Raw genomic sequence first — 12219 nt, 5'->3', positions numbered from 1 at the left:
TGCCACTATGAGAATTGGAAATAGTCCCTAAAAATCAATAGGTTACCTCCACAGAGGGGCCTGGTAAGGAAATGCCGCCAAAATGCCACTTTGTGGCGCTTCCGCTTGCGCATAGACGTAAATTCATCGATAACACCCTCTCAATGAAGCTGCATTTCCCTTATTCCCGTAAACCTGCTGATATCGCCGACTCTGATTGGAACAATTGGACGTGGCAGCTTCGTCATTCACTTAAGACTAAAGCTGATTTTGAAAAGGCCTTTGATCTGTCTGAAAACGAGCGTGCCGCTTTCAGTGAAGGCAGCGAGCTCTTTAATATCCGTACAACGCCATATTATGCGAGCTTGGCCGGTGGCGAAGGCGAATCTATTCGCCAGATTTTGATGCCACAAAAGTTTGAAATCGAAGAAGGTTTGCAGCAGATGCTGGATCCTTTGGGGGAGCGGAAAAACAATCCGGCTCCGCGCGTGATTCATCGCTATTCAGATCGCGTGCTGTTTTTGATCACGGATATTTGTAGCGTTTATTGTCGCTTCTGCACGCGTAAGCATTTTACCGGTCAGGAACAGGCTTTTATTCGTAACGAAGAATACGAAAAAGCGATCAGCTATATAAAAACTCATCCAGGTATTCGCGAAGTCATCTTATCGGGCGGCGATCCGTTGACGGTGAGTGATGGCCAGCTGGATCGAGTGTTGGGTGACTTGCGTGCGATTGAGCATGTTGAAATCATCCGTATCGGATCCCGTATGCCAGTGGTCTGCCCGATGCGTATCACTGACGATCTGGTAAAAATTTTGAAAAAGCACAAGCCAGTGTTTTTGATGTCGCACTTTAATCATCCCAATGAATTAACCGCGGAAGCAGCTGCTGGTCTGGAAAAGCTGGTGGATAACGGGGTACCGGTGATGAATCAGATGGTGTTGCTTAACGGCGTAAACAATCATCCAGCCTTGGTGCAAGCTTTGAATCGTCGTTTGTTGTTCTTGCGAGTAAAACCGTACTACATGTTTCAGTGCGACCCTTCGCAAGGAACGGATCACTTGCGCACTTCGATTGAAGATTCTTTGGAAATTCAAAAAGAGTTGTGGGGGCACTTGTCAGGCCTTGCGATGCCGAATCTGTCTGTGGATATTCCAGATGGCGGTGGAAAAACTTATTTGGTTCCCAATTTTGAAACATCTCGCGAGGGCAATGTTCGCACCTATACAGGGTGGGATGGAGTGCAAGCTCAGTATATCAGCCCTGCACCAGATAAAATCAAAAAGCCCGAGCTGCATCACTACGAACAAGAGTGGAATCAGCTAAAGTCGGCAAAATCTAAAAATTATTAAAATGTTATTTTGGTGACATCATGCGGAACCGCTGCGGTTCCGCAACGCACAACGTTTGGATGAAAGTATTCTTACGGGCGGTAATCCAGTTCCAGAATACCGTAGTCGTTTTCTACGCCGACTGAGAAGCTGAAATACTCGACATCAGGTTTGCCGTTGAATTGCAGCCATTGCGACATGGAATCAAACTTGCGCGGTTCTGAATTGCGATCTGTCACCCAGTACAAAACTTGAAATGCTTTTTTTTCTAGTTTTGGGTGATTGTATTCTTGAACCAAGAAATGCACGCGGAATTCGCGAAGCATTTTAGTTCCCTTGCCACACCAAACATCCCAATCCCAAGCATCGGGGCGATCATAGACGTGCGAGCAGTTCAAAATGATTTCACCATCGTTACTCATCCAGCGGAATTTTACGTTGTCTTCGGTGACTGCTTTGGGACCGATAAGTTTAAAACCGGGGCGAGCGGCTGCAAAAGAGAAAGAAGATACAAGAAGACTTAGAGCCACGATGAAATACTTGAATGTTGTCATACTAAAAGCGTAGCAACTTGAAAGACAAAATCAAAAGCTTCCTGACCCCGGGTAGGACTCCAGGCTAGGAGTTAAAGAAAACCAGACCCGTAAAATAAAAAAGGCCCTGGTTGCCCAGAGCCTTTCGTATTCAATCTTTTAGAAATAATTAGTTCCAGAAAAGAGAGAAGTTTAGGAATGCGATGCTGATTCCCATATCCAAGTCACCGTGTTTTTCAAGGCGAACTTCTGGAGTGTACGTGATGCTGTTAAAGATTTGGAAGCGTTTACCACCACCGATAAAGAAACCAAGTTGTGATTTGTAGCTAGTTCCATCAAGAACAGGGTACAAGCCCACACCTGCTTTAGCGTACATAGAAGTTTTGATATCAGATTGGAAGTTGTATGCACCGATACCAACTAGAGTGATCAATGTTTCGCTGCTGCCAGTTCCAGAGAATTGTTTAGAAAGAAGTTGAAGACCACCTTCGCCGCCCACTTGCCAGCCGTCAGTCAAATAACGAAGGTAAGAGACGTTAACAGTCAGGTCGCTGCCGCTGTCGCAATCTTTACATCTTTCGCCAGAGAAGAAGTAACCTGTTGTAAGATTAGTTGTAACTTCGTTCAACGGTTGAGAGCTGTAAGAAGTAAATGAAGTTGATGAGTAATCTTTCGCAGATGCTACAGAGCAAAATGCGGAAGCGATCAATGCTGCTGCTACAAAAAGTTTTTTCATGATGAGACTCCTTTAAATGTTCAACAAAATGATTGTTGTTTATCAAAAAGGAGTCAACCGGATTTCTATTAAACTCTTTCAAGACGCGCGTATTTAACGACAAACTTTTTCACGGTATTGTCTGTGAACATAACGCTGACCTTCAAATTATCCCCAGCACCTTCTGTGGAGTACACCGTGCCGACTCCAAATGTTGGATGGCGGACGCGCATACCTTTAGAGTAAGAACTCTTGCTGGATGAACCCATGTCATCGTAATCCGGGAAGTCTTGGGTATCAAAGTCATCGCCACCAGAGCGAGGTTTGTTGCGATCACTTGAACCCGAGGAAGACCACGCACTTGGGAAGTATTCGTCAGAATTACTACCACTTGTGCCATATCTGGATACAAAACGAGGGGCATCGGCCGCCGCGGATTTGAAATTCACAAACTGCGTCGGAATTTCTTTGATGAAGCGTGATGGCGGATTGAATTGCTCCTGCCCCCATACACGGCGCATCTTTGCATAAGTCAGCCACAATTTTTGACGGGCGCGAGTCATACCGACATAGGCCAGGCGGCGCTCTTCTTCAACATCCTCTTCGGATTCTGATTCAGCACTGCGCGAGCTGGGGAAAAGGTTTTCCTCTAAGCCCACCACGAACACATAAGGGAACTCCAAACCTTTGGAGATATGAAGTGTCATCATGGTCACAGAGTTTTGTTCCTGATCCAGGGAATCAACGTCATTTACCAAAGCCATTTCTTCCAGGAAGCTGGTCAAAGTGGATTCCTCGCCACGTTCTTTCGCGAATTGAGCGATAGCATTGTCGAGTTCTTCTAAGTTTTCGATACGGGCTTGTGCTTCTGGAGACTCGTCTTTTTTCAAGGCCATCAAGTATTCAGAGCGGTCCAATACGATGTGATAGAAATCAGTCAGCTTAAACGCATTTGCATTCGCTGTAAGTTCTGTCATCAAATCCAGGAATCTGCGAACTTTTCCAGAAGTGCCGGCGTTGAACAGGCGTTCATTCACAGCTTTTTCTGCGGCTTCCATCAAAGTCATATTTTTTTGGAAAGCCAGCTCTTCGATTTTCTCGACAGTCGTTTTGCCGATACCACGCGCCGGCACATTGATAATACGTTTGAAGGCAATATCGTCCGCCGGGTTGATGGAAAGTTTCAGGTAGCAAATGATGTCTTTGATTTCCATGCGTTCATAGAAACGCACGCCGCCGATCAAGCGGTAAGGAATGCCAAAGGTGCGCAGTTGTTCTTCAAGCACGCGAGACTGCGCATTGGTGCGGTAAAACACGGCGTAGTCATTGTAAGACCCTTCGCCCTCGTTGATCATCGTCTGAATTGTTTTTGCGACGAATTTCGCTTCGTCGTATTCGTTACGCTCTTCGCGCACGTTGATCAGGTCGCCTTCCGTGTTGGAAGTGAAAAGAGTTTTGTCTTTACGTTGCGAGTTGTTTTTGATCACGGCTGTCGCCGCGTTCACGATGTTCGCTGAAGAACGATAGTTTTCTTCGAGCTTTACAACTTTCGCTTCTGGGAAGTCTTTTTCGAAATCCAGAATGTTTTTGATGTCTGCTCCACGCCACGAATAGATCGATTGATCTTCGTCACCGACGACGCACAAGTTACGGTGAGCTTTCGCCAGCATTTGCACCAAAAGATATTGGATGTGATTCGTATCTTGATATTCATCCACCATGATGAAGCGGAATTTTTGCTGGTACTGAGCGAGGATGTCTGGATACATGCGGAAGAGTTCGTAAGTCTTCATCAGAAGATCGTCGAAATCCATGCTGTTCGCTTTTTTCATTTCGTTTTCGTAGGCTTTGTACACCTCGACCGTTTTTTGGTCCATCAGGCGTTTGTTGCCCTTTTCAAATTGGTCAGGAGTCAGACCCAACATTTTGGCGCTGCTGATACGGCCTTGAAAATTTTTAGCAGGATAAATTTTGTCGTTGATGTTCAAAGCGGTCATAACTTTTTTGATTTGCGCCAGCGAATCAGAAGAGTCATAGATTCCAAAGAACGGTTTATAATCCAAAAGGGTCACGTGTTGGCGTAAAACGCGCACGCAGAAACTATGGAAAGTGGAAATCCAAAGCTGGCTGTGAACCGGAACTTGAAGGTCCGTCAGAAGCTTGTAAATACGATGTTCCATCTCTTTGGCGGCCTTATTTGTAAAGGTCACCATAAGGATTTCTTCGGGGCTTGCGGCGCCGTTTCCGATCATATTGGCCATGCGATGAGTAAGAACGCGGGTTTTGCCGGAACCTGCTCCCGCCAGAATCAGAATCGGCCCTTCCAGGGTCTCAACTGCTTCCTTCTGTGCCGGATTCAAATTTTTCGTAACAAATTCCAATACATCCACAAGATGCTCCTCATTCCAGCGAATTTCTAAAAGAAACCTGGCGGCCCTGGGCGCCGTAGCCTTGGCGTAGGTGACTGTCGAAGTTTTAGTGGGACTGACAAAGTTTGTCTATCCCTAAGTTATCATTGAGTTTTTTGTGAACTTCCGCTAAAACTATAACGCATTTGGTCGAAGACCAGCCGGGGCACCTTTTTTATAGTGCCTGGAGAGGACTTTGTGAAGCGCGTTCTTCCTAAAATCACTGCCGTCGTTTTGTTGGCTATGGCTGTCACAGCATGCTCTGGCCAAGAGGAAACGTCCCAAGTTTCGGGCTCGGTCGAAGTTCTTTCTCCTGTGAATGATAGCAAAAGTGGGTACACGCTGAAATTCATCGAGCTTTCAGGCTTGGATAACTTGCGTGAGGTTTCCGGACGTTTCGTTCGTTTTTTTATCAGCCCGCGTATTTTGGACAATCGCTTAAACGGTCCTTCTCCTCAAGGTCGCTTCATTAAAAATTCCGAAGGCAAATACGTTCCTGCCAATGAGCAAAGTCAGCAGTTGGTGGCGATTTATTCTCATATGCAAAATCTAGCAAAACTGGATGAAGCAGTGGGTGCGGGCGGAGTGAATCACTGGCCGCGTGATATCGGCGTGGCGGTTCGTGAATCCAGTGGTCTTACAAATAATGCTCTTTACGACGGAACGACGGATTCTATTTTGATCGTACCGTACACAAAAGAAAATCTTCCTATCGCTGTGAACGGCGGGATCTTGGCGCATGAGCACTTTCACTCGTTGTTTTTCAAACTTGTGATGAAGGGCTTTGACGATCCAAGTGATAACAATCAAACAGACACGGGCTCTATCCATGATCGCAATGGCTTTATGAAAGCGGCTGGTATCGTGGAGGAAGCTTCAGATGCGGCGGTAAATCCTCGAGTTGACGATGGAGGTCTTAAAAAAGGTCACGGTCGCGCTGTGGTTATCTCCGAAAAACTGGTGAAGCGTTATTACAATCGTTATTTCCACCGTGCTTTGAATGAAGGTTTGGCGGACGTGTGGGGTTGGGTTTATACCGGTGACCCTGATTTTATTGCGTCTTCTTTGCCAGCGTTTAAGGGGCTTCGCACGTTGAATGTCGCGGACTATGAAGTGGTAAGTCTGGTGAAGGCGGAACGCTTCCGTGATTTTTCAGCAGCTTATGTAAACTACAGAGACCGCTCGCAATATGAAGATGATATGCGCGATAAATCTTACCGTCTGGGCACGCAGTATTCTCGCTTGTTAAAACTTTTCACAGAAACAGCGGCGGATGCACGCAACGTGGATCACCAAGAGATGCGTAAGGAAGTTGCTAAATGGATCGTGGCAGCGTTGCCGGTCTATCGTCAGGATTTTATCGACACAGATTCTCAAGGTTACTATCCTCCGACACGTTTTCTGTCTGTACTTGCCAGCGTGATTCCGGATTTGAATCAAAAGGAATGTGAATTCCTGGCAGAGGTTGTGAACTCGACTGAAGAGAACACAGCCAAGACGTGTGTGGCGTCTGCAAAACGCTATGATCTGACAGAGGCTAAGAAATGAAATTAGTTTTAGCCATGATGTCTTTTTTGATTGGGATGAATGCGTTTGCGCAAACCGCAGCGACGCCAGCGGCTGCGTCGGCACCGCAAGAGACCCGCATGAAACGTCCTGTACTGATTCCAAAGCTGAATCAGTTGCAGCTTTATCCATTGGCGATGGACATTCGCTATGAAAAAGACTCGGCTGATAACTACATCGAGCAAAAACCTCAGAATTTAAGCTTTGCCTATCGCACGAATGCCTGGTCTGTTTTGTTTGAATATTCCAAGTTCACCGAAGAAAGTGGCAATCCCACTTTGAATATCAAGCGCGATCACGAGGAAATGTTGCTGTGGGGACGCTGGCATTTGTGGCGTCTGCAGAAAAAATCCATGCGCGTTTCCGTATACGGTGGTGGCAGTCTTGGAACGTACAAAGAAGACGTAACGACGACTTTGTCTGGCACCAGTCAGAAGGACTCCACCGGTGGGAAGTTTTTAAGTGGTCTTGCCGCGGGTGCGGATATTTCTTATGACTTTACAAAATATTTCGGAGTCATCGCCGCCGCTGAAGGCCGCGGTTTGATCGGGCAGGAGCTGGATCCGAATCCCACTTTCGGTGGCGTTATTCGTACCGGAATTTATTACGCTTGGTAGTGTACTTTTCGAACAATAACAGATAGAAGCGATGCATGAAAAAGCCCTTAGAAGAAATGCGCGACGGTCAATCGATCGAGTTACTTAAAGAACTTCACATTCTGACCCGTGACGGAAAAATTAATCAAGACAGTCGTCGAAAATTGAAGCAGGTGTATCACCTGTATAATTTCATCGAGCCGTTGCTGAAAGATCTTCAAGCATCTGGCGACGACGTGACATTGGTGGATCATGGCGCTGGCAAGTCTTACCTGGGTTTTATCATCTATGATTTGTTCTTTAAAAATCTAGCAAGCAAAGGTCATGTGTACGGTATTGAAACGCGTGACGAGCTTGTTAAGAAATCCGTCGAGCTACAGGGAAAGTTAGACTTTCCGAACATGTCTTTCCTGCCTTTGTTGGTGGCGGAAGCCACTGAATCTAAACTCTTGCCGGAAAAAATCGGTTTGGTTACAGCCCTGCATGCTTGCGATACGGCGACCGATGACGCCATTGATTTTGCATTGAAGAAGCAAGCGAAGCACATCGTACTAGTTCCGTGTTGTCAGGCCGAAATGGCCAAAGTCCTTCGTCAAAATAAAGCCAAACAACTTGCAAGCCCACTTACAGAAGTTTGGCGTCACCCTATTCACACCCGTGAATTCGGGAGTCATTTGACGAATGTTTTGCGCAGTCTTAGATTGGAAGCCCATGGTTATCAAGTCACTGTGACGGAGCTTGTCGGGTTCGAACATTCCATGAAAAACGAACTGATCATTGCCACTAAGAAAGAAGGCCCTCGCCAGCGTGCGGCCGATCGTTTGAATTGGATTCTGGAAGAGCTTAACTTGAAGGAGATGGCCATGCGTTTTTCGACGGCGACGTCCTCTAAATAAGTTCAAAGAACACCTTTAAAACAAAAAACCCCATCTGATCAAAGATGGGGTTTTTTTTGCGAGTTTTGAATGTGTGCACTCCGGTGTAGTCGGAGTTGACCGAGTAAGGAAGATTACTCGGTAATTTTTTGAACGATTGCAGAAGAAACTTTTGCTTTGCTGATCAATTCAGTTCTGTAAGAAGCAGCTTCTTTAGAAGTTGCGAATTGACCTACGCTGACACGGAACCAAGTTTTACCTTTGATGTTCGCTGGTACGTAGAAAGCGCTATAACCTTTAGTTTTCAGATCAGAAGCAAATTTTTGTGCTTCCGCTTCATCAGCATAAGAAGCTACTTGCACTGTGAATTTACCAACCGTGTATTGCGCTACGTTTTGTGGCAATGAAGAAGGAATGCGTGATTCAGCAGTTGCTGATTTTGCAGCAGGAGCGGTGCGAGTTTGTGGAGCTTTACCAGCTGCCAGATCTTTTGCTACAGAAGAAGGTTCTGCTTTTGCACCGTGATCCGCGGCTGCTACTGGAGCGCCATGAGCGGCTGGAGCTTCACCGTGTTTTGCAGTTTCAGTTTTAGCGGGAGCACCGTGTGCTGGAGCTGTCTCACCGTGACCAGCAGCGGGAGCCGCTTCGCCGTGACCAGCTGCTGTTTCACCGTGACCTGCAGCCACTGGTTTTTCGTCAGCAACGAACTCTTCAGCAAGTTTCGCGATCTCTTCGTCAGTCATCGCACCGGATTTAGATTCAGTTGCAGTTGCACCGTGCTCAGAAGCCACTTCACGCGTTGCTGTTTTAGATGGCTCAAGTTGTGAAATCGTGTGTTGGTTGTCACTAAAGTTTTTACCGGCGAATAAGCCCACCGAAAAAGAAAGAAGAGAGATGAACAAAACTATCACTAGTTTTACAACCGTATCTGATTTCGCTGCCATTTTTTGAATCCTCATAGTGTTAAAACCCGCGTAAATGCTTAAGTTTAGGGCCCTTCCTTTGGCCTTATATCCATGGTAGCTTTAAGTCCTGGAACCGGTCAATAACCTGACGGTCCTGACTTGTGAGGTACATCGTGGAAAGCAGCGTAAAATCAACAGATTGGAAGCAGGTCTTAGGTACGGCCATCAAGGCGGTGAGCCTTGGCAGAGAAGTCCTTCTCAATTATTTCGGTAACTTAGAGCACATTGAGCACAAATTCCAGGCTGGACTTGTGTCTGAGGCCGACAAAGAATCAGAACGAGTCATCTCGGACTACCTTAAGAAAAATTTTCCTGACATAGAGTTTCTTGGAGAGGAATCTTATGCCGCTGGGGCGAAAGTCCAGTGGGAAACCGCAGGGGCGCGCGGGCGTTGGATTTTGGATCCATTGGATGGAACAACGAACTACATTCATCGCTTTCCAATTTTTTGTATCAGCTTGGGTTTGGAAATCAACGGACAGATTCAGCTCGCAGTGATTGATGTTCCGATGCTGAATGAAACCTACACAGCGATTCGCGGTGAGGGTGCTTTCGTGAATGGTCGCAGACTTTCCATCACTAAAAATGAAAAATTGGAAGATGCCCTGTTGGCCACAGGATTCGTGGCAGAACACGAGCACGTGATTTCTGAACAACTTAAAATTTTCACGGACGTTGTTCGCAAAGCACGCGGGGTGCGCCGCCCAGGTGCTGCAGCTTATGATCTAGCGCAAGTCGCACGCGGAGTGTTTGACGGATATTGGGAGCGCAATATTCAACCGTGGGATGCCGCTGCGGGAATTCTGTTGGTTGAAGAGGCGGGTGGGATTGTTGAAACCTATCGCGGAGAAAAATATAATCCGTATAAGAATTCAATTATCGCGGGGCCTGCCGCAATTGTGAAGCAACTGCAAACTGCATTTGCTCCACACATCAGCAAAGAAACGAATTAGTTTTTTTACATAACGTCGGTGGTGAAGGTGCGATTTTCCGAGGACATTTCATTCTTCATCACATTAAAGTAAATACGACCAATTTCGCGACCGTCAGTGGTTTCAATACTGACGCGTCCCTCGCCCGCGGCGTAATTCTGTTTTACGGCGAATCCTCTGAAGCCATTTTTTCTGCCGCCAGAAATTTTCATCGGAACTTTGTCGGTGCTGATCCAACCCTGGCGCGGATCTTTGTAATACCAATGAACAATAACGGAATCACTAAAGCGTGCAGGGGAGTAGATCTGCGCAAAGAAGTAAATTTTATCTCCGGGCTCTGCCAAAAATTCCTGATCTCCTGTTTTCCAGAATCTCCAGGAAGGGTTTTCATGGGATAGCAGGTAATTCCCGTCAGACTTTTCAATGTTGTGATAAATGCCCATGTTCTGCACCGATAGAGGCACAGGTGGAATCCAGCCGATGAAGTACAAAACCAGAAACAATCCTAGAACGCCGAAGCCGGGAACGGCCAAAGTTCTTAGCAGGAGTTTTTTGTTTTGAACTTTTTTGGTTAGTAAAGCAAACGCGCCATAAATTACCGCAGCCGTCAGGGCAATAGACAGCAGGAACGTTGTCACTCCCACAAAACCTAAGAGCACCGGAATAGTCATTGAGAAAAATGCAAACAGGCAGATAACGTACAAGGCGACTTTTAGATCGACAGCGGCCTTCTGAACGCTTTTAAGTTCGTTAGCCACCATGATACCCATCATCAATACAACAAACACGATCGATGAAAAGATCGAAGCACTTTTTAGAAAGAACAACGAATAGACACTAAGCAAGCTTCCCAAAAGGAAATGCACGGCCAGATTTCGATATTCCCAATATTTTGAAACACGCGGGGAGATTGTGACTAAGTTGTGGGTGTTTAAGAAGTCATAGAATAAGATCAAACCGATGACTCCAAGGTACACCACCTGTTGCACGATACTTAAGGGATCATCGATATCTGAAAGAGTCAGAACATCGAATATAAATCCGCCCAGGAAAAAGGCGATGTCCACTTTGGTTTCATTTTTTTCGTAGTAATCGAGAAGGCGTTGTTTCAGTGATGTCATGGATTTATCCTAACCAGATGGTTAGGATAAATCCATTAAGAAAGCCTGACTGAACTAATGGGTGAATTTTGATTTGATTGTTTCAATGCCGTGTTCGACTTTTTCACCCCAGCGGGCCATAAAGCCTTTTGCCTGCTCATCGGTGATGTTGTATTTGGCCATCAAGGAATGAACTTTTTCTGTGGCGGCTTCTTTGGACATGCCGGTTTTTTCGCAGATCATATTAATTAAATCATCAGGACTTTTTAAGGCGTCTCTGATTTGAGCATCTGAAAGATTCAAGTTTGCGAATTGAGCTTTTAGTGCGGAGGACATTTCTCCGAATTTGCTTTGAAGGCCTCCCACGGTTTGATTTTGATTATCCATAAAGATCTCCTTTTTTATGCGTGGACCCTCTTTTATTATGAACCTGTCAGGGGGTTCTCACTATAGACCTAGGTCTGGGCCTGACAAGAGACACAGTCAACTTTGCCTCGCCAAACTTTTGACTACCGTCATAAAAATTTTGTAGGGAAACATTTTCCCCAGGGGCAAAAATTGCCTGTAATCAAATATGTTAGACCGCAGGACAGGTGCCTGGACCGAAGGCGTGTTGGCATTCCAGTTGCTTACAATTTCCATGAGACCACTCCCATCTGTGGTCGTTCATCATGGAGGATGAATGGCAGAAGAAAAAGCGGCGGCAGCTGAAGCAGCTCCGTCTGGCGGTTCAGGACAAAAGCCCATACTTCTTATCGCTCTAGCAGTGATCAATATGCTCATCGTCGCAGGCGTGGGCTTCATGCTTTATAAAAACAAGCAGAAAGAAGCAGCCGAGCCTAAAATTGAACATGTAATTAAAGGTGAAGCTGAAGCTCAACATAAAGAAGAAGCTGAAGAAAAAGAGTTGGTCGGTAAAGTCGTTCCACTTGAAACATTCATCGTCAATCTTGCAGGTTCCAAAGGTCGTCGTGTTGCCAAGGTCAATATCGAGCTTGAGCTGAAAGGCGAAAAGGCTGCGGAAGAAATCGACAAGCGTAAAGCGCAAATCCGCGACATCATTATCATTATTCTTTCTTCTAAAACATACGAAGAAGTGTCGACTCGTGAGGGTCGTGACAGTTTGAAAAATGAAATCAAAGACACGATTAACTCCTTCCTGGTTCAAGGGAAGATTTCAAACGTGCTCTTTACTGAGTTCTTATACAACTAAGGC

General features: G+C 46.0%; 12 protein-coding genes. 6 read left to right on the top strand and 6 right to left on the bottom strand.

Going from position 1 to position 12219, the window contains the following annotated elements; translation table 11 throughout:
• Nucleotides 1-143 precede the first annotated feature (143 nt).
• Nucleotides 144-1334, top strand: a complete 1191-nt coding sequence (locus tag HW988_RS16525; protein ID WP_181605259.1) for a KamA family radical SAM protein — start codon at nt 144-146, stop codon at nt 1332-1334.
• A gap of 71 nt (nt 1335-1405) precedes the next feature.
• Here HW988_RS16525 and HW988_RS16520 read toward each other — a convergent pair whose 3' ends face one another.
• From HW988_RS16520 to HW988_RS16510, 3 genes are all read right to left on the bottom strand, one after another.
• Nucleotides 1406-1867: a hypothetical protein gene (locus HW988_RS16520; RefSeq protein ID WP_181605258.1), complete on the bottom strand. Its 462-nt coding sequence runs from the start codon at nt 1865-1867 to the stop codon at nt 1406-1408.
• A gap of 148 nt (nt 1868-2015) precedes the next feature.
• On the bottom strand, nt 2016-2582 hold the full coding sequence (locus HW988_RS16515) for a hypothetical protein (protein ID WP_181605257.1): 567 nt from the start codon (nt 2580-2582) through the stop codon (nt 2016-2018).
• A 68-nt stretch (nt 2583-2650) separates the two neighbouring features.
• Nucleotides 2651-4951: an ATP-dependent helicase gene (locus HW988_RS16510; RefSeq protein WP_181605256.1), complete on the bottom strand. Its 2301-nt coding sequence runs from the start codon at nt 4949-4951 to the stop codon at nt 2651-2653.
• Between the two features lie 216 nt (nt 4952-5167).
• Here HW988_RS16510 and HW988_RS16505 point away from each other — a divergent pair, with 216 nt between their 5' ends.
• From HW988_RS16505 to HW988_RS16495, 3 genes are read left to right on the top strand one after another with little or no spacing between them, the layout of a single operon-like run.
• Nucleotides 5168-6517, top strand: coding sequence for a hypothetical protein (locus HW988_RS16505; protein WP_181605255.1), 1350 nt, complete (start codon nt 5168-5170; stop codon nt 6515-6517).
• On the top strand, nt 6514-7152 hold the full coding sequence (locus HW988_RS16500; protein ID WP_181605254.1) for a hypothetical protein: 639 nt from the start codon (nt 6514-6516) through the stop codon (nt 7150-7152). The genes HW988_RS16505 and HW988_RS16500 overlap by 4 nt, the downstream gene beginning before the upstream one ends.
• A 35-nt stretch (nt 7153-7187) precedes the next feature.
• On the top strand, nt 7188-8027 hold the full coding sequence (locus HW988_RS16495; RefSeq protein WP_181605253.1) for an SAM-dependent methyltransferase: 840 nt from the start codon (nt 7188-7190) through the stop codon (nt 8025-8027).
• A 113-nt stretch (nt 8028-8140) separates the two neighbouring features.
• Here HW988_RS16495 and HW988_RS16490 read toward each other — a convergent pair whose 3' ends face one another.
• Nucleotides 8141-8950, bottom strand: a complete 810-nt coding sequence (locus tag HW988_RS16490; RefSeq protein ID WP_255490079.1) for an SPOR domain-containing protein — start codon at nt 8948-8950, stop codon at nt 8141-8143.
• Nucleotides 8951-9084: 134 nt separating this feature from the next.
• On the opposite strand from HW988_RS16490, the gene HW988_RS16485 reads away from it, so the two are divergent.
• Nucleotides 9085-9924, top strand: coding sequence for an inositol monophosphatase family protein (locus HW988_RS16485; protein WP_181605251.1), 840 nt, complete (start codon nt 9085-9087; stop codon nt 9922-9924).
• A gap of 5 nt (nt 9925-9929) precedes the next feature.
• Here HW988_RS16485 and HW988_RS16480 read toward each other — a convergent pair whose 3' ends face one another.
• Both HW988_RS16480 and HW988_RS16475 read right to left on the bottom strand, forming a co-directional pair.
• Nucleotides 9930-11024, bottom strand: a complete 1095-nt coding sequence (locus HW988_RS16480; RefSeq protein WP_181605250.1) for a DUF2914 domain-containing protein — start codon at nt 11022-11024, stop codon at nt 9930-9932.
• 54 nt (nt 11025-11078) lie between these two features.
• On the bottom strand, nt 11079-11390 hold the full coding sequence (locus HW988_RS16475) for a hypothetical protein (protein WP_181605249.1): 312 nt from the start codon (nt 11388-11390) through the stop codon (nt 11079-11081).
• A gap of 295 nt (nt 11391-11685) precedes the next feature.
• On the opposite strand from HW988_RS16475, the gene fliL reads away from it, so the two are divergent.
• Nucleotides 11686-12216 carry a flagellar basal body-associated protein FliL gene (fliL, locus tag HW988_RS16470; protein WP_142701539.1) on the top strand — a complete coding sequence of 177 codons (531 nt, stop codon included), beginning with the start codon at nt 11686-11688 and terminating at the stop codon, nt 12214-12216.
• The last annotated feature ends 3 nt before the right edge of the window (nt 12217-12219 follow it).

The sequence above is a fragment of the Bdellovibrio sp. KM01 genome (genome assembly GCF_013752535.1).
In the GTDB taxonomy this organism is placed as follows: domain Bacteria; phylum Bdellovibrionota; class Bdellovibrionia; order Bdellovibrionales; family Bdellovibrionaceae; genus Bdellovibrio.
Note: the sequence above shows the minus strand (reverse complement) of the source record. Positions and strands in the feature narration are given on the sequence as shown.

Excerpts from the sequence above, each read along its gene's own strand:
- HW988_RS16525 (WP_181605259.1), top strand. The coding sequence starts at position 144 with ATGAAGCTGCATTTCCCTTATTCCCGTAAACCTGCTGATATCGCCGAC.
- HW988_RS16520 (WP_181605258.1), bottom strand. The coding sequence starts at position 1,867 with ATGACAACATTCAAGTATTTCATCGTGGCTCTAAGTCTTCTTGTATCT.
- HW988_RS16515 (WP_181605257.1), bottom strand. The coding sequence starts at position 2,582 with ATGAAAAAACTTTTTGTAGCAGCAGCATTGATCGCTTCCGCATTTTGC.
- HW988_RS16500 (WP_181605254.1), top strand. The coding sequence starts at position 6,514 with ATGAAATTAGTTTTAGCCATGATGTCTTTTTTGATTGGGATGAATGCG.
- HW988_RS16495 (WP_181605253.1), top strand. The coding sequence starts at position 7,188 with ATGAAAAAGCCCTTAGAAGAAATGCGCGACGGTCAATCGATCGAGTTA.
- HW988_RS16490 (WP_255490079.1), bottom strand. The coding sequence starts at position 8,950 with ATGGCAGCGAAATCAGATACGGTTGTAAAACTAGTGATAGTTTTGTTC.
- HW988_RS16480 (WP_181605250.1), bottom strand. The coding sequence starts at position 11,024 with ATGACATCACTGAAACAACGCCTTCTCGATTACTACGAAAAAAATGAA.
- HW988_RS16475 (WP_181605249.1), bottom strand. The coding sequence starts at position 11,390 with ATGGATAATCAAAATCAAACCGTGGGAGGCCTTCAAAGCAAATTCGGA.
- fliL (WP_142701539.1), top strand. The coding sequence starts at position 11,686 with ATGGCAGAAGAAAAAGCGGCGGCAGCTGAAGCAGCTCCGTCTGGCGGT.